The 16367-nt window shown below is 41.1% G+C and carries 16 protein-coding genes; 4 read left to right on the forward strand and 12 right to left on the reverse strand.

Annotated features, from left to right (window positions below):
• Positions 1 to 99: 99 nt before the first annotated feature.
• Positions 100 to 1413, reverse strand: coding sequence for a hypothetical protein (locus AC2HW8_RS08240; RefSeq protein WP_484327410.1), 1314 nt, complete (start codon positions 1411 to 1413; stop codon positions 100 to 102).
• Between the two features lie 241 nt (positions 1414 to 1654).
• Here AC2HW8_RS08240 and AC2HW8_RS08245 point away from each other — a divergent pair, with 241 nt between their 5' ends.
• Positions 1655 to 2263 (forward strand): hypothetical protein, encoded by a 609-nt coding sequence (locus AC2HW8_RS08245; protein WP_484327411.1) that lies wholly within the window; start codon positions 1655 to 1657, stop codon positions 2261 to 2263.
• Here the strand turns inward: AC2HW8_RS08245 and AC2HW8_RS08250 are convergent.
• Both AC2HW8_RS08250 and AC2HW8_RS08255 read right to left on the reverse strand, forming a co-directional pair.
• The gene (locus AC2HW8_RS08250) at positions 2260 to 2559 is read right to left on the reverse strand and encodes a sigma-70 family RNA polymerase sigma factor (protein ID WP_021883342.1); all 300 of its coding nucleotides are present in this window, start codon (positions 2557 to 2559) and stop codon (positions 2260 to 2262) included. The genes AC2HW8_RS08245 and AC2HW8_RS08250 overlap by 4 nt on opposite strands.
• A gap of 4 nt (positions 2560 to 2563) precedes the next feature.
• On the reverse strand, positions 2564 to 2770 hold the full coding sequence (locus AC2HW8_RS08255) for a hypothetical protein (protein ID WP_021883343.1): 207 nt from the start codon (positions 2768 to 2770) through the stop codon (positions 2564 to 2566).
• 361 nt (positions 2771 to 3131) lie between these two features.
• Between AC2HW8_RS08255 and AC2HW8_RS08260 the strand changes: the two genes are divergently transcribed.
• A complete protein-coding gene (locus tag AC2HW8_RS08260) occupies positions 3132 to 4529 on the forward strand; it encodes an MATE family efflux transporter (protein ID WP_046431812.1) in 1398 nt (465 codons plus the stop codon).
• Positions 4530 to 4962: 433 nt separating this feature from the next.
• On the opposite strand, the gene AC2HW8_RS08265 is transcribed toward AC2HW8_RS08260, so the two are convergent.
• From AC2HW8_RS08265 to AC2HW8_RS08275, 3 genes are read right to left on the reverse strand one after another with little or no spacing between them, the layout of a single operon-like run.
• Positions 4963 to 5742, reverse strand: coding sequence for an N-acetylmuramoyl-L-alanine amidase (locus tag AC2HW8_RS08265; RefSeq protein ID WP_303786371.1), 780 nt, complete (start codon positions 5740 to 5742; stop codon positions 4963 to 4965).
• Positions 5735 to 5971: a hypothetical protein gene (locus tag AC2HW8_RS08270; protein WP_015523636.1), complete on the reverse strand. Its 237-nt coding sequence runs from the start codon at positions 5969 to 5971 to the stop codon at positions 5735 to 5737. The genes AC2HW8_RS08265 and AC2HW8_RS08270 overlap by 8 nt, the downstream gene beginning before the upstream one ends.
• 4 nt (positions 5972 to 5975) lie before the next feature.
• On the reverse strand, positions 5976 to 6233 hold the full coding sequence (locus tag AC2HW8_RS08275; protein ID WP_021883346.1) for a hypothetical protein: 258 nt from the start codon (positions 6231 to 6233) through the stop codon (positions 5976 to 5978).
• Between the two features lie 210 nt (positions 6234 to 6443).
• On the opposite strand from AC2HW8_RS08275, the gene AC2HW8_RS08280 reads away from it, so the two are divergent.
• Positions 6444 to 7235, forward strand: a complete 792-nt coding sequence (locus AC2HW8_RS08280; protein ID WP_215638858.1) for a hypothetical protein — start codon at positions 6444 to 6446, stop codon at positions 7233 to 7235.
• A 142-nt stretch (positions 7236 to 7377) separates the two neighbouring features.
• Positions 7378 to 7593 carry a transposase gene (locus AC2HW8_RS08285; protein WP_215638857.1) on the forward strand — a complete coding sequence of 72 codons (216 nt, stop codon included), beginning with the start codon at positions 7378 to 7380 and terminating at the stop codon, positions 7591 to 7593.
• Between the two features lie 38 nt (positions 7594 to 7631).
• On the opposite strand, the gene uvrA is transcribed toward AC2HW8_RS08285, so the two are convergent.
• From uvrA to rplI, 6 genes are all read right to left on the reverse strand, one after another.
• Entirely contained in the window at positions 7632 to 10451 is a 2820-nt protein-coding gene (uvrA, locus tag AC2HW8_RS08290; RefSeq protein ID WP_484327412.1) for an excinuclease ABC subunit UvrA, read from the reverse strand.
• Positions 10452 to 10563: 112 nt separating this feature from the next.
• Positions 10564 to 12579 (reverse strand): ATP-dependent zinc metalloprotease FtsH, encoded by a 2016-nt coding sequence (gene ftsH, locus AC2HW8_RS08295; RefSeq protein ID WP_207658475.1) that lies wholly within the window; start codon positions 12577 to 12579, stop codon positions 10564 to 10566.
• Positions 12580 to 12665: 86 nt separating this feature from the next.
• Complete coding sequence (hpt, locus tag AC2HW8_RS08300; RefSeq protein WP_015523634.1) at positions 12666 to 13202, reverse strand: hypoxanthine phosphoribosyltransferase; 537 nt, start codon at positions 13200 to 13202, stop codon at positions 12666 to 12668.
• Positions 13203 to 13204: 2 nt separating this feature from the next.
• The gene (gene tilS / locus AC2HW8_RS08305; RefSeq protein WP_482605833.1) at positions 13205 to 14533 is read right to left on the reverse strand and encodes a tRNA lysidine(34) synthetase TilS; all 1329 of its coding nucleotides are present in this window, start codon (positions 14531 to 14533) and stop codon (positions 13205 to 13207) included.
• Complete coding sequence (gene dnaB / locus AC2HW8_RS08310; RefSeq protein WP_101069912.1) at positions 14526 to 15899, reverse strand: replicative DNA helicase; 1374 nt, start codon at positions 15897 to 15899, stop codon at positions 14526 to 14528. The genes tilS and dnaB overlap by 8 nt, the downstream gene beginning before the upstream one ends.
• A gap of 15 nt (positions 15900 to 15914) precedes the next feature.
• Complete coding sequence (gene rplI, locus AC2HW8_RS08315) at positions 15915 to 16361, reverse strand: 50S ribosomal protein L9 (RefSeq protein WP_015523631.1); 447 nt, start codon at positions 16359 to 16361, stop codon at positions 15915 to 15917.
• Positions 16362 to 16367 lie beyond the last annotated feature (6 nt).

The following is a 16367-nucleotide window of genomic DNA, read 5'->3' on the forward strand; positions in this document are numbered from 1 at the left end:
AGGACTGCAAATCGTGTCCTCATCAAAAATCAATTTTCTTTTCATTTGTATAGTACCACTCTAAAACCTGAATGTCAACACCTAATTCGATGTTCTTAATTATTTTTTATCTTCAAGTTCCTTGAGAAGTCTGTCGATTTCGCTCATTCTGTCGTCTGAAACCTCTGTGTCTTCAACAGGGGCTTTAACAGGAGTTTCTGCCTTTACAGGCTCGGTTTTTTCCTCTGAAACATCAAGACGCTTTGCGTACACGGGTTCTTCGGGAATTTCAGGCTCTGCAGGAGCTTCTGCAACAGGCTTTGCAGTTTCCTCTTTTAAAGGCTCGGCGGCAATTTCTTCTGCAAGCTGAGTCTGATTTTCATTGTCGTAGCCGAGAACAAGACCGTCATTTATATTTTCGTTTTTGATTGTTGTATCGTCATATTTTTCCTCATCGTAGCCCATCACAAAATCGGAAAGTCCCTGTGCAACTGCCTCGTAGCTGTCATTGCTTGCAGGAACATCATCTTCCTTTTTATCGGAAACAACAAGCTCATCGTAACCGCCTGAGCTGATATAGCTGTTTTCGTATGTATCATCATCTTCGGGAAGGCTTTCGATAATCTCAACCTCCGCCTTTGTAAGGCAGCCTGCGAACATTTCAACAGAAAACGAAACAATATAAATGCCGAGAACAATAAACATAACTCCGTTCACAAGAGCACTGATGCCTGTGTTTTCAACGGATGATGTCAAAACAGCACCGACACCGTATGAAAGTGAAACAGCGGCAGCGGGCATACCGTAAATAAAGCAGGCTTTAACAGGATTTCTGCCCTTTACCCTTGAAACAACCATTGAACTTGAGAAAAGGTAAAGTGTGATGAAAATGTAACAGAAGAGCGGCGTCATATCGCTTGCTGAGATTGAAACCTTTGTTGCGGCGAGAAATTCCGAAACGAGTTCACTGCATCCCCAAAGTGCCGGGAAAACAAAGAACATCGACACATTTGATACGATTGATTTGCCTGAAAAATGCACCTTGCCGATCATAATCATAGCAATAGCCGCAGGAATCGAGAACAGAGCCGCAATGATGCTCAAAAGATAATTATCCGTGTTACCCGGAGTTGCGTTAATCAAAGCCAAAAATGACGAACCGACAATCGCAATACCCGAAATTACTGCAAACGCACCCGAAACAAAATTCTTTTTAACGGGATATACGGGAGCCGTCTTTCTGTCAAAAAGGTTAATTAAAACACAAACCGCAAAAAGCCCGAGTATGATTTCAATTATGAAATAGTTAATGCCCGACTTGTTCATGCCGAACAACAATCCGTTGCCGTCAACTGCGAACATACTCATAATTTTAAGACCTATAGCAGCTATTACAGCCGGAATAAATGGTATAACTGAATATTTGGTTTTCATAAAAATCTCCGTTTCTGTACCGTAACAAGACAATTTTAAAAAACGACTTTGTTACACGATTATTGATATGCCGCCGAAAAATCAAACAGCAAAAACAAATACAAAATGAATTGTAAGTAATTATTATTTCGAATCAATCATATATTATTTTAAGCCAACATAACCGTTATGTCAAGAAAAAATAAGTCACAAAATACAATAGTATTATTTATTTTTTTGTGCGAAATAAAGGAGCATGGTAATGAAGGAAAAATTAATTGCAGTTGTCCTTCTGCTGATTCTCACGGCAATCCTCCCTATTGCAGTTTCAAAATGTTCTGAACAGTCTTTTGCAAAACCGACAGTTTCAACATCCGACACCCCCGAAAAGCCAAAAAATTCGGGTGAAATTCTCTGTGCGTTGACGGCAGGATTGTATAAAGACAGCTACTCTGCCGAAACACTAAAGGCGATTGCAATTCTTATGAACACAAATTACAGAGCTAATCCCGATTCTTTCAAGGCAAATGATTTTCTGTATGAAGAAAACGCATCGGGAAGTATAAAGGATGTTTACGGTGAAATAAAAAAAGCCGCTGAGAGTGCAAAAAACAAAACGCTCCGCAAAAACAGCGAAGCGTTGTTTGTTCCCTATTCCGAAACTTCAAACGGTACTACATACAAAAACGAAAATTACAGGTATATTCACAGCGTTGCATCTCCGTGGGATTGTTACCAAACCGATTTTGACGCAAATGCCGAATGTGTCGGAGTGAGTCTTTCGGGAATTGATTACCTTTGCAAAAACGGCTACAGTGCCGAAGAAGCATTGCTGTGGTATCTTCCCGATTTTGAAATTGCTGACGATTAATTTACATAATAAGACGCAATATGTCTGAGTTTATCCCTTGCCTTCATAATGTGACGGGAAACCGTTGACGAGTTGACTCCCAGTTCTTTTGCAATCTCTTTTTCCTTTTTGCCGTTGAGATAGTAATCTACAATACAGATTCTCTGTCTTTCGGTAAGCTCGTTCAGAACAGCCATTGAAAGAATTTTCTTCATCTTATCACGGGAGTTTTCATTTGTACTGCCGTGCCAAAATCCCGAATCCGACATTAATCTGTGTTTGTTGTTGTCTGTAATATGTATAAATTCTCTTTTCATTTTATCATGCTCCGTAATATCTATCCATAAGATGGTTTGAAATGTGAATGCATTCATTATAATAAATCTTGTATTTTGCAATTCTCAAATCAAGTTCTTTTTTGTTGATTTCCGATTTGCCTCTTTTTTCTGCTTTGAGTCTGTCGATAACATCCTGAATGCTGTCGGCAGTATTTTTATATTCCATTGACCATTCAAAATAATTAACCATACCGATATCCTTTCCTTGATTTTATTCATTTAGAAGGTCGGCGGGGCTTTCAACCTTCTAATTCCATTATACAGAACATATCGAACAAATTCAAGAACATTTGTTCGATATTATAAGTGACATACATTCACTGTCCCTTTGTACGGACTATGCTCTGTTTTTCAAAATTTCTTTGTTTATGACATATAATTCGGATAATCAACAAAAAGATTTTGCGTTTTTACCAAAATTTTGGTGTGTAAATCAATTACAAAAGCATAATAAAAAGTGTATAATAAGAGTAATCGTGCAGCATTGAATGGCATAAGTCCGGATTTTCAATGCTGCACATTTTTGTGTCAAAAACATCGGAGGTTATATAATGGAAAAACCGCAAAAAATGAATAAAATGGGAACTGAAAAAATAAGCAGGCTTTTGCTTACTATGGGTGTTCCGATGATAATTTCAATGGTTGTACAGGCTGTGTACAATATCGTTGACAGCTACTTTGTAAGCTGTATGAAAGATCCGAATATACCCGCACTCGGTGATTATGCGGTAAATGCACTCACGCTGGCATTTCCTGTTCAGATGCTTATGGTTGCGGTCGGAGTCGGTACGGGAGTCGGCATCAACTCGATTTTGTCAAGAAGTCTTGGTGAGGGCAATAAAGAAAAGTGCAGTAAAATTTCGGGCAACTCAATTTTTCTTGCACTTTGCACCTGTGTTGTATTTGTGCTTTTCGGAATATTCGGAGTTGACGCATACATAGCCTCACAAACAAGCGATCCGATTATCACATCAATGGCTGTTTCGTATCTTAAAATCTGCACCTACAGTTCACTGGGCGTTAGTATGTACATGATTTTTGAAAAGCTGTTACAGGCAACGGGATATACAATGCAGACAACAGTTGCACAGATTGTCGGTGCGGTTGTGAACATGATACTTGATCCGATTATGATTTTCGGTTGGTGCGGTTGCCCGAAGCTCGGTATTGACGGTGCGGCTATCGCAACAGTTATAGGTCAGTTCATTTCATTCTTTATTGACGCATATTTCTATTTCAGATGCAATTCAAAGCATTTCAACACATCATTAAAGTATATGAAACCCGAAGGCAGGATTATCAGGCAAATTTATCAGGTTGGTATCCCCGCTATTATTATGCAGGCGCTTATGTCGATTTTGACATACAGCATAAATGTTATTTTTGTAAGAGTTTCAACGGATGCGGTTACGGCTTACGGTATCTATTACAAAATTCAGCAGTTTGTATTTTTTGCCGCATTCGGCATGAACAATGCGATGATTCCGATTATAGCGTTCAACTACGGCAAACAGGATAAAAAGCGAGTAAACGACAGCATTAAATACGGACTTATTTACACGGTATCAATTCTTTGTGCAGGAATTATAATTCTTCAAATTTTTGCAAAACAGATACTCGGAATATTCTCGCTTACAGAATCGACAACCGAACTTGCAATGCTTGCAATTAGAATAATCACACCCGGATTTATATTTGTCGGTGCTAACATTGCGTATCAGGGAATTTTTCAGGCACTCGGCAACGGTGTGCATTCGCTGATACTTTCGCTTGTACGACTTATTGTTGTTCCTCTGCCCCTTGCATACATCTTTTCATGCTTTGATTTTGCATCTTCAATAATCTGGATTGCATTCCCTATCGGCGAAGCTGTAGCCTTTATCGTTGCACTTGTTTTTATGGCAAATATCCGCAGGAAAAAGATTAATCCAATTAAAAATGGTGTTTAACAGTAAAAACAATATTTCTTATTGATTTACTTTTTGTTTATTTTGTATAGAGCCAATTATTAAAATCATCGTATTTGTCGGGTAATTTAAGATTCTAAAAAAATACTGCACAAACATCTTCTTGATTTTTTGTACAGTTTGTCTTTTCGACTGTATGAATATTAGAATTGCACCCTCTCACCTTGAATTTACCCCTAAAAATCGGTATAATATAAGACAATGAACAAAGATAAGGTTCAAAACTTTAATCTTACCTGTTCATTAAATATTAGGCAAAAATGTTTGCTTCTTTATTGAAACATTCATTTTCATAAAACACACAATCGCGAAAAGGATCGTCATTTGACGGTCTTTTTTGCGTTTGGAAAAAATTCATAATTACATAATTTCTGCATAAAAATCGGAGTCGTGAAAAATCACGACTCCTTTTTCTTTATCTTATTTTTTCAGTATAATCAAGTGCTATCCATCCGGCACCGCTTTTGAGTTTGCCCCACTTGGCTGCACCTGCACCCGACTTTTCATCGACTATCGTGTACGCTCCGCCCTTTGGAACAGCACCGTTCACATCGTAATTTGTACCCGGACCTTTACGGATATTCACGCCGTTTGACGAGGTTATTCTCACGATATAACGCCTGAAAGCTTTATCCGAACCCGCTTTTGAACTGTCTGAGCCTGCAGAGTCAGTTTTGTATTTCACATCAAAATAATTGCACATACCCTTGCAGATTGCCTCTCCGATTGCAACTGTATTCTTGCGTATCCAATCCGAGCCTGTCACGGTGTCGTGAAATTCACACTCAACATACACGGTTAATGCCTTCGGCACATTGATTTCGTAGAGATCGGTTTTGTAACTTACCGAATCATCCTTACCCGGTGAGATTGCTCCGAGGGCAGACTTTACCGCCTCGGCAGCCTTTCTGCCGTTTGAGTTCAGGCAAAACACTCTTGTACCGCCCGTATATTTGCCGTTAAACGCATTAGTGTGAATCGGCATATGAATGTCTGCTCCAAACTTATCCGATTCGGGACAGCGTGTCTGCATAAGCGTACCCGACTTTGCAACCATAACCTCAAAACCGCAACGCTTGAGTGCTTTGGCTGTGGCGGCGGCGATTTTGTCGCACTGAGCCATTTCATTCGTACCGCCCGTTGCATAGGTGTTGCCGTTTTGATTTGACGGACTGAGATATATTTTTTTACTCATTATCTTTATCTTCTCCCTCTTTTAAATTCATTACTGCCGATGCACCTGCCGCAACAGCCGCAACAGCAAGACCGATGAGAGCATTCTTTACAACATCACCGTCATTAAAATCAAGACCGCCCAAAGCGAGCGTTACATTGGTGATAACATAACCGAGAGCAGTCTGAATAAATGTTCTGAACGCTCTTTTTAAACACGGCTTTTTTAAGCATATTTTTATTTTACTCATTATATTATATTTTCCTTTCCTTGTTTTGTTCGTTTTCCAAATCCGCTATTCTGTGTTCCGCTGTTTTGATTTTGTTGTCATTAACTGCCTCGTGCTGCTCAATAAGATATACACGCTCAACAAGATTATTATGCTTGTCAACCTTTTTTTCGAGCTGTTCAATGCGATAATTTGATAATCTTGACGCTGTAAAAATGCCTGCAAGTGAGCCGGCAAGAGTTCCTGCAAATGAAATCAACGCTATAAGAATTTGGTCTGTCAAAAAAATCACCTCCCACTTACAGGCTCAAAAAAAGGAGAAATTGCACTAAACAATGCAATTTCTCCGAAATTTCTTTATATTTATTTTTATTATTACTTTACAAAAAGCAATACAAACAGTACAATAGATATCACAATTTAGTAATATTAAATGAATAAAATCAAAAATCTCAAGTGATTTTAAATTGAAATATATAATAGGAGCATACAAATGAAATACAAAATCTTATCAGCAATAATATCCATCGTACTTATGATTTCGCTTGTAGGCTGTCAGCAGAACAATACAATTATTAAGCCTGATATAGAAACAAAAACTGTGACGGAAAACAGCGAAGGTGATTATATAACTTTTTCACTTGATATTCCTTTAAACTGGAAATTATACGCTCAGAATTATACATCTATTGCTTGTTTTAGTCCTGATGCAAACGAAACAAATGCCGGCGAAAAAATTTCTCCCTACAAGTTAAGCATAGATAACTATATCATTCCATCACTAATGCCAATAGATGACAAATATAAACAAGCTTATAAAGATTTATTTAATGGCAAATATGATGGTGTTAAAGAATTAATTTGCGATAACATTGAATATATAAATATAGGTAAGATAATGGACAGTTTCCCGGATGTTAATTTTGAAACTCCTGAAAGCATTATGGATTACTTTAATATACTTGTTGACGGTACAAGTACACCGGATGTTACAATGCCGGAGTCATGGAATGACAAAAAATGGGCAACTGATTTTACTTTCAGTGAATATAACGGTAAGAACGGAAAGATTATTGCGGTAGAATATTCCTATGTAATTATAGATAAAACCTACAAAGCTATTAATTGCTACCGTGATGACGACTTTTCCGTATGCGGAGCTTTTGACGATGATACAGATCTTTCTTCGGGCGATTTAGCACTGTGGGTTGCTGATAATATGGAAATTACCAAACACTATAAAATTGAAGATAATATGATAAAGCAAGAGGGAGTAGATTATTAAATTTTATGTTTTTAAAATCTATATATTATAATTACAGCCGAAGTATTTTTCTACTTCGGCTCCAGTATTTTATTGGGTGCCATTTTACAAGCTCTCGCTAAATTCAAAATAGATATTCGCCCCCTATAAACTGAGATTTTTATTGGTACGGTTTGCAGTTCAAAAAGAAAAACAGCTCCCCGGCTTAACTGCCCATGCCATCCACCCAATCAGCACCGGCAAGCTCGAAGGCTTCAACAACAAGATAAAGGTCGCTAAACGAATCGGCTACTGTTACCGTGACGACGACTTCTTCTTTACCTTGATTCGCTATCTTTCTATTCCGTCTGTCCGTTCTCCATCCCACAAAAAATCGTGATGAACCATTTTTTAAACAATTGTTTTTCTCTATAAGAATTATAGCAACGGTTTAAGATACTGTCCCGTAAATGATTTTTCAACCTTTGCAACCTGTTCGGGAGTGCCTTTGGCAACAATTGTACCGCCGCCGTCACCGCCCTCCGGACCGAGGTCGATAAGATAATCGGCTGTCTTGATAAGGTCAAGGTTGTGTTCAATTACAACAACCGTGTTTCCGCCGTCAACAAGAAGCTGAAGAACATCAACAAGTCTGTGTACATCGGCAATGTGCAAGCCCGTTGTCGGCTCGTCAAGAATATAAATTGTCTTGCCAGTACTGCGTTTTGAAAGCTCTGTTGCAAGCTTTACACGCTGAGCCTCACCGCCCGAAAGCGTTGTTGCAGGCTGACCGAGCTTTATATAACCAAGACCCACTTCATACAGGGTTTTCAGCTTTCTGTAAATCTTCGGGATATTTGAGAAGAACTCCATTCCCTCCTCAACGGACATTTCAAGAACATCATTGATTGACTTACCCTTGTACTTTACTTCGAGGGTTTCACGGTTATATCTCTTGCCCTTGCAGACCTCACACGGAACATAAACATCTGACAAAAAGTGCATTTCAATTTTGATAATACCGTCACCCTGACAAGCCTCACATCTACCGCCCTTTACATTGAATGAAAATCTGCTTGGTGTAAAACCACGCATTTTCGCATCTGTTGTAGCGGCATAAAGCATTCTGATATCCGTAAACACACCTGTGTATGTTGCAGGATTTGAACGGGGAGTTCTGCCGATAGGACTTTGGTCAATGGCAATTACCTTATCAAGATTTTCCATACCCTTGATTTCCTTGTGCTTGCCGGGAATTGTCTTTGCTCGATTAAGGTCACGGGCAAGGGCTTTGTAGAGAATTTCGTTTACAAGTGAGCTTTTGCCCGAACCCGAAACACCTGTTACGCAGACAAATTCACCGAGCGGAATTTTAACATTGATATTTTTAAGGTTATTTTCAGCCGCTCCTCTGACTTCAAGGAAAAGTCCGTTGCCTTTTCTGCGCTTTTCGGGAACGGGAACTTTGCGTTCGCCCAAAAGATACTTGCCTGTGATTGAATTCGGACATTGCTTAATCTTTTCAACATCACCGACACAGACAATTTCACCGCCGTGAATACCTGCCCCGGGGCCTACATCCACAATGCAATCTGCGGCATACATAGTGTCTTCATCGTGTTCAACAACGATAACAGTATTTCCGAGGTCACGAAGTCGCTTTAAGGTTGCAAGAAGTTTTTCATTGTCACGCTGATGAAGTCCGATGCTCGGCTCGTCAAGAATATACAGCACACCCATAAGCGAACTGCCGATTTGCGTTGCAAGGCGGATTCGCTGACTTTCACCGCCGCTGAGTGTTCCCGAGCTTCTTGAAAGAGTAAGGTAGCCGAGTCCTACGCTCTTGAGGAAGTTAAGTCTTTCGTTAATTTCTTTTATAATTTCAGCACCGATAATCTGCTCTTTTTCTGTAAGCTTGAGCTGACCTACAAAGTCGAGTGCATCAATAACCGACATTTTGCAGAAATCGGCAATGTTAAGTCCGCCGACTGTTACTGCAAGGCTTTCGGCTGAAAGTCTGTCACCGTGACAAAGGTCGCACGGAATTTCTGCCATATACGAACGGATTTCATCCTTAATCCAGTTACTGCTTGTGTCACGATAACGGCGTTCAAGGTTGTTGATTATACCCTCAAATTTATGCTGATAAGTACCTCCGCCGTAAACAGATTTTTTATTGATTGTCAGCTCATCATCACCTGTGCCGTAGAGGATTTTGTCGATAGTTTCCTTCGGGAGATTTTCAAGCGGTTCATCAAGCGAAAAATTGTACTTTTTCGCTAAAGCCTCCATATACATTGCGGCAATTGTACTGCCTTCCATTGCCCAACCGCTGCCCTTGATACCGCCGTCACGGATACTCTTTGACATATCGGGAATAATTTTGTTCTCATCAATTTTGAGGAACACGCCGAGTCCCGTACACTTTGGGCACGCACCGAACGGATTGTTGAATGAAAACATTCTCGGTGAAAGCTCGTCAATGCTCACACCGTGTTCGGGGCAGGCATATTTTTGTGAAAAAGTCACATCCTCATCGCCGTTGAAGTTCACCGTAACAAGACCGCCGCCAAGCTTTGACGCTGTTTCGATGCTGTCTGAAAGTCTTGATGCTATTTCAGGCTTGATTACAAGACGGTCAACAATGATTTCTATATTATGCTTTTTATTTTTCTCAATCGGAATATTTTCCGACAAATCATAGATGATCCCGTCAACTCTTGCACGGACATAGCCCGATTTTCCGGCACTGTCAAGAACCTTTGCGTGTTCGCCCTTTCTACCCCTTACAACGGGAGCCATAACCTGAATTTTCGTACCCGTTTCATAGGTCATAATCTTATCGACAATCTGGTCAACTGTCTGCTGACGGATTTCCCTTCCGCAAACCGTACAATGCGGAACACCTATTCTTGCGTACAAAAGGCGGAGATAATCGTAAATTTCCGTAACCGTACCGACCGTTGAACGGGGATTCTTTGAAGTAGTTTTCTGATCGATTGATATTGCAGGCGAAAGTCCCTCTATGCTTTCAACATTAGGCTTATCCATCTGACCGAGAAACATTCTTGCATAGGAAGAAAGGCTTTCAACATATCTTCTCTGTCCCTCGGCATAGATGGTGTCAAACGCAAGCGAGCTTTTGCCCGAACCCGAAAGTCCTGTAATTACGACAAGCTTGTTACGGGGAATTTCAACATTTACATTTTTGAGGTTATGCTCTTTTGCACCTCTCACAATAATTTTATCCTGTGCCATTTCATCTACCCTTTACTGTGTCAAACACCTGACACAACTTCATACATTCGTTTAAATATTGATTCATATACACGCATAGCCTCTCATTGCGAGAGGCTATGTTTATTTGATATTAACCTTCTGTGGACTCGTCAACCTTTGTTTCGGCTGAGGGTTCTTTGTCGGCAGTTTCCTGCTCAACTTCTTCGGGTTCTTTATATGTGCCGTTCATTACGGCAGTAAAGTCCTCGCTGCCCATCTTCTCATGCTTGATAAGATATTTTGCAATATCGTGGAGCTTATCCATATTATCGCTGAGAATCTTAGTAGCGTCGCCATATGCCTTGTTGACCATATCAAGAACAAGCTGATCGATTTTAGCTGCGGTAGCCTCGGAATAATCCTGAGTTCTGCTGCCCATATCTCTGCCGAGGAATACGGAATTGTTGTCTGTGCCGTAGCATACACAACCGAGTTCCTTAGTCATACCGTACTTTGTAACCATTGCACGGGCTGTTTTTGTAGCCTTTTCAATATCGTTTGACGCACCTGTTGAGATGTCATCCATAATAAGTTCTTCGGCAACTCGACCGCCAAGACTTACAACGATATCCTCATACATACCTCTGCGTGAGTTATATGACTTGTCCTCACTCGGGAGCGGCATTGTGTAACCGCCTGCCATACCTGTCGGAATAATTGAAATCTCATGAACAGGGTCCTGAGTTTCGAGCTTATCAAAGAGAATTGCGTGACCTGCCTCATGATAGGCTGTGAGCTTTTTCTCTTTCTCACTCATTACTTTGCTCTTTTTCTCTGCACCGACAACAACCTTGACTGTTGCCTCCTTGATTTCGTCCATAGTAATGGCTTTTTTATCTTTTCTTGCGGCAAGAAGTGCGGCCTCATTAAGAAGATTTTCAAGGTCTGCACCTGTAAATCCGGCTGTTGTTTTAGCAATAGTCTTGAGATTTACATCGGGTGCAAGAGGTTTCTTTCTTGCATGAACCCTGAGGATAGCCTCACGGCCGTTTACATCGGGATAGCTTACAACAACCTGACGGTCAAATCTGCCCGGACGCATAAGAGCCGGATCGAGAACATCGGGTCTGTTAGTTGCAGCAATAAGGATTACACCCTCGTTAGCACCGAAACCGTCCATTTCAACAAGCAACTGGTTAAGAGTCTGCTCACGCTCATCGTTGCCGCCGCCAAGACCTGCGCCTCTCTGGCGACCTACGGCGTCAATCTCATCAATAAAGATGATACAAGGCGAGTTTTTCTTTGCCTGATCAAAGAGGTCACGAACACGGGACGCACCGACACCGACAAACATCTCAACAAAGTCTGAACCTGAAATTGAGAAGAACGGCACACCTGCCTCACCTGCAACAGCTCTTGCAAGCAATGTTTTACCTGTACCGGGAGGGCCTACAAGGAGAACGCCCTTTGGTATTCTTGCGCCGAGTTTGTTATACTTTTCAGGAGCCTTGAGGAACTCAACAACCTCTGCAAGCTCTTCCTTTTCTTCATCGGCACCTGCAACATCATCAAATGTTGTCTTGCGCTTTTCATCGTTTGTATTCTTAATCTTGGCTTTGCCAAAGCTCATTTCCTTGCCGCCAAGACCTCCGCCGCCCATTTTCTTCATAATGAGCACCCAGGCAACGATGAGAATAATCATAATGATTAGTGTCGGAATCATTTCCATAAGTATGGAATTATCCGTTGCACGGGTAAGGTTATGCGGAATTTCATCAGTTGACGCCGGATTGTAGTACGGCTTGATGTCATCAAGGAAACGCTGAATGTCGGCAAGCTGTCCTTTTACAACAATCTTTGATTTTTTGCTGTTCGAACGGGTTTCCTGCTGTTCAGTTGCGGGCTGAGTAGCAGTTGTTGCAGATTGAGAGTCGGAATCGGTTGATTTGATAGGACTCATACCCTCTTTAAGGGTAATTTCAATCTGACCTGAACCGTAGTCAATGTTAAAGCTGTCAACCATATCCTGAACAAAATACTGCTCAAGCTCCGAGGTTTTCGGTGAAGTTGACTTATTTGTGCTCAGCACAGCCGCTGTTATAATGATTATCAGAATGGGAATTCCGAGATAAAGCAGCAGATTGCGCACTTTCTTTTTATTGTCCAATGCTGTCACTCCTCTGTATAGTATTATTTTTCCGAGGTGGAAATATGTAATGCCACGAAAATTTGCGGCTTATTTTCGCATTAAAATCACGAATAAACTGACGGCTTTAATACGCCTACATAAGGAAGATTTCTGTACTTTTCGTCATAGTCAAGACCGTAGCCGACGATAAATTCATCAGGAATTACCGCACCTGCGTAGTCAATATGGATATCGGCAACCCGTCTGTCCGGCTTGTTAAAAAGTGTACAGAGCTTTACTGATTTTGCCTTCTTGGCTTTGAGATATTTTGTGATAAAGTCAAGAGTATTGCCTGAGTCGATAATATCCTCAACAATGAGAATATCCTTGCCCTCAACAGACTGAGAAATATCCTTCTGAATATTAACTCTGCCTGAGCTTACAGTACCGCTGCCGTAGCTTGAAGCAACGATAAAGTCGATTGAAAAATCAAGATTAACCTTTCTCATAAGGTCAACCATAAAGGCAACGCTGCCCTTGAGCAGACCGACCATTATAAAATCTTTGTCATTATAATCTTTTTCAATCTGTTTTGCAATAGTGTTCACAATATTTTCAATATCTTTTTCCGAATACAGAATTTTTTCAATATCCTTATGCATAATTAACCCTCTTTGTCTATATTTATGAGTAATTTTTCGGTTTTTTCGGTGTCATCTGCCTTTCCCTGCAATGAAACACCAAGCTTTTCACACCACAAAACGGTGTTGGATACCGCAATCAGTAACAGCCTGTCCCTCATTTCGGACGGGATTTTCTGTTCGTTAAAAACCTTGCGGAGCGGTTTTGTGACCATGCGGTCCGGATATGTAAACCTGTCGCCTGCTCTGCGTGTGCGAAAAACAGGATTTTCGCCAAGCCGCTTTTTGGAAACGAGGTTATTTTGATTTGTTACTTTTTCGGTAATTTCATTTACCGTGTATATTTTTCCGTCATAAGAAAAGGTCATATTATTCTTTAACGGAATTTCATTAAAATCAGGGGAGTTTTTAGGACATACAAAGCGAAGTATTCCCTGTTTTGAAACGGCTGTGCATTGTTTTGACAGTTCAACGCTTCCTCCGTTTCTGATTATTTCACACAATAGTAAAATTGTTTTTCTTTCGGGAGAAATGTTGCAATTATTCTTCAACAGAATAAACAACATTTCCTTCAGAACGGCAGAATCAAGGCTCAACAACTTTTTGCAGTCGTAGCCAAAATTACTTTTGCAGTCATGCACGGCTTTTTCGGCACATTTCTTGATGAAAGCAGCCGCCTCTCCGGCATTTTCACTCAAGCCTAAAGCCGTCCGTTCAAAAGAAGGATTCAGCTTTTTAAGACACGGAATAATGTTATGTCTAATGTAATTTCGTGTGTAATCATCGGCAAGATTCGTACTGTCGGTAACATATTCAAGGTTGTTTTCCTCGCAATAGCTTTCAATGTCACCTCTCGAAAGTTCAATCAGCGGTCTGATTATGTTCCCCCGTTTTGGAGGAATTGCCGACAAACCTGTCAAAGACGCACCCCTTGCAATATTGTATATCAGCGTTTCGGCATTGTCGGATGCCGTGTGAGCGGTTGCAATCTTTGCACAAAGTTTTTGCGAAAGTTCTTCAAAGAAAGCGTAGCGGACATTTCTTCCGCAAAGCTCTTCGCTGATTTTCTGCTGTTTGGCAAGTGTGGGAACATCAACGCTTTTTATGAAAAGTTCCGTGTTAAATTTCTTACAAAGAATTTTACAGAAATTTTCATCACGCTTTGCCTCATCACCACGGATATTGTGGTTGATATGAGCGGCATAAATCGAAAGATTGTATTTTTCTTTCAGAGAAACAAAAACGCTTAACAAAGCCGTGGAATCAGCTCCGCCCGAAAGTGCAACTATTACGCTGTCACCTTTTTCAAGCAAGCCGTATTTTTCAACGGTTGCTGTAACACGGTTAAGCATCTCGGTTGTCCGTTCCCGTAAAGCGCATGAACTCGCCCTGCCAATGCAGTTTTACAATATTAGTTTCACCGTGACGGTTCTTTGCTACGATACACTCGCCCGAATTCATATCGGCTGTCGGTGCGGCAGAATCCTCTCCGCCCTCTTTGTCATAGTAGCCCTCACGATAAAGGAACAGTACGATATCGGCATCCTGCTCGATAGAACCCGAATCTCTCAGGTCGGCAATCTGCGGTCTGTGGTCATCACGCTTTTCTGCAGCACGGGAAAGCTGTGACAGGGTGATTACGGGAACATTCATTTCCTTTGCAAGAATTTTCAGATTTCGTGTAATTTCCGAAATTTCATTTACACGGCTGTCAATCTTTCTGCTGCTCGACATAAGCTGAAGATAGTCGATTACAACGAGGTCAAGGTTGTGAAGTCGGCGAAGTCTTGACTTCATCTCAGGAATTGTAATACCCGGAGTATCGTCAAGATAGAGGTCGGTTTTGCTGAGAATATCGCTTGCGGGGATAAGTCTTGACCACTCCTCCTCGGTAAGCTGACCTGTTCTCAGTTTTGTACCGCCTATAAGCGCCTCACTTGAAAGCAGACGGCTTGCAAGCTGTTCCTTTGACATTTCAAGCGAGAAAAACGCAACGGTCTTTTTAGACTTACACGCAACATTTCGTGCAATATTGAGTGCGAAACTCGTTTTACCCATACCCGGTCGGGCGGCAAGAATGATAAGGTCGGAACGGTTAAGTCCCGTAATCATTCGGTCAAGGTCGCCTATGCCCGTTGGGATAGGTTTCATACTGTTGTCGGTTTCGCTGTTGAGTGCGTCAAGTCGGTCAAAAGTCTGTAAAATTACCGAGTTGATACGCTCAAGACCGTGCTTTTCATTGCCCTGTCTGATGTCAAAAATCTTCTGTTCTGCCGAATCAATCAGAACCGAGGGATCATCGTTGCCTGCAGTTGCGTCATCAATAATTTCTCGGGACGCCGTAATAAGTCTGCGAACATTGTACTTTTCCGCAATAATCTTCGCATACTCCTCGGCATTTGAAATTGACGGACAATTGTTGACAAGATCCATAAGGTAGGTTTTTCCCGTTGTCTCGTCAAAAGCTTTATTCTGTTTTAATTTTTCAAGCAGAGTGACAAAGTCGATGCTAAGGCCGAGTCCGATCATCTCCTGCATCTGTGCAAAAATCAGCTTGTGCAAAGAAACATAGAAATAATCGGGGCTTTTCAGGGTATCAACAACCTTGTCAAAGGTGTCGCTTTCAAGAATGATTGCACCTAAAACCGCTTGTTCCGCTTCGGGGCTGTACGGCAGATGAAGTCCGTCATAACTGCCCGCAAAATTTAAATCAGCCATTTTTACTCCTGTTTATTATGCCTCGGATACCTGAACATCAATCTTTGCAGAAACGCCTGTAAAGAGCTTTACCTCTGCGTGATATGTACCGAATTCCTTAATGTCGCAGTCAAGAACAACCTTGCGCTTGTCAACATCAATGTTGTACTGCTTTTTGATTTCCTCGGCAACCTGCTTTGAAGTTACGCTGCCGAAAAGTCTGCCGCCCTGTCCTGCTTTTGCAGTCATCTTGAAGGTTTTGCCCTCAAGAGTCTTTTTGTCATGTTCTGCCTGAGCCTTTTGGGTTGCAATTTTATAATTTTTGGAATTCTCGGCATTCTTATATTCATTCATAGCCTGAGCGTTTGCCTCTTTTGCAAGCTTTCTCGGAAGGAGAAAGTTTCTTGCATAGCCGTCAGACGCTTCAACAAGCTCGCCTTTTTTGCCGAGTGATTTTACATCCTGCATTAAAATTACTTTCATAACCAA

This window comes from Ruminococcoides sp. (assembly GCF_057037865.1).

Bases quoted from the DNA above. Each gene is read 5' to 3' on its own strand.
- AC2HW8_RS08245 (WP_484327411.1), top strand. From the start codon at position 1,655: ATGAAGGAAAAATTAATTGCAGTTGTCCTTCTGCTGATTCTCACGGCA.
- AC2HW8_RS08280 (WP_215638858.1), top strand. From the start codon at position 6,444: ATGAAATACAAAATCTTATCAGCAATAATATCCATCGTACTTATGATT.
- tilS (WP_482605833.1), bottom strand. From the start codon at position 14,533: ATGCTTAACCGTGTTACAGCAACCGTTGAAAAATACGGCTTGCTTGAA.
- AC2HW8_RS08265 (WP_303786371.1), bottom strand. From the start codon at position 5,742: ATGAGTAAAAAAATATATCTCAGTCCGTCAAATCAAAACGGCAACACC.
- AC2HW8_RS08240 (WP_484327410.1), bottom strand. From the start codon at position 1,413: ATGAAAACCAAATATTCAGTTATACCATTTATTCCGGCTGTAATAGCT.
- AC2HW8_RS08260 (WP_046431812.1), top strand. From the start codon at position 3,132: ATGGAAAAACCGCAAAAAATGAATAAAATGGGAACTGAAAAAATAAGC.
- uvrA (WP_484327412.1), bottom strand. From the start codon at position 10,451: ATGGCACAGGATAAAATTATTGTGAGAGGTGCAAAAGAGCATAACCTC.
- dnaB (WP_101069912.1), bottom strand. From the start codon at position 15,899: ATGGCTGATTTAAATTTTGCGGGCAGTTATGACGGACTTCATCTGCCG.
- rplI (WP_015523631.1), bottom strand. From the start codon at position 16,361: ATGAAAGTAATTTTAATGCAGGATGTAAAATCACTCGGCAAAAAAGGC.
- AC2HW8_RS08255 (WP_021883343.1), bottom strand. From the start codon at position 2,770: ATGGTTAATTATTTTGAATGGTCAATGGAATATAAAAATACTGCCGAC.
- hpt (WP_015523634.1), bottom strand. From the start codon at position 13,202: ATGCATAAGGATATTGAAAAAATTCTGTATTCGGAAAAAGATATTGAA.
- AC2HW8_RS08270 (WP_015523636.1), bottom strand. From the start codon at position 5,971: ATGAGTAAAATAAAAATATGCTTAAAAAAGCCGTGTTTAAAAAGAGCG.
- AC2HW8_RS08250 (WP_021883342.1), bottom strand. From the start codon at position 2,559: ATGAAAAGAGAATTTATACATATTACAGACAACAACAAACACAGATTA.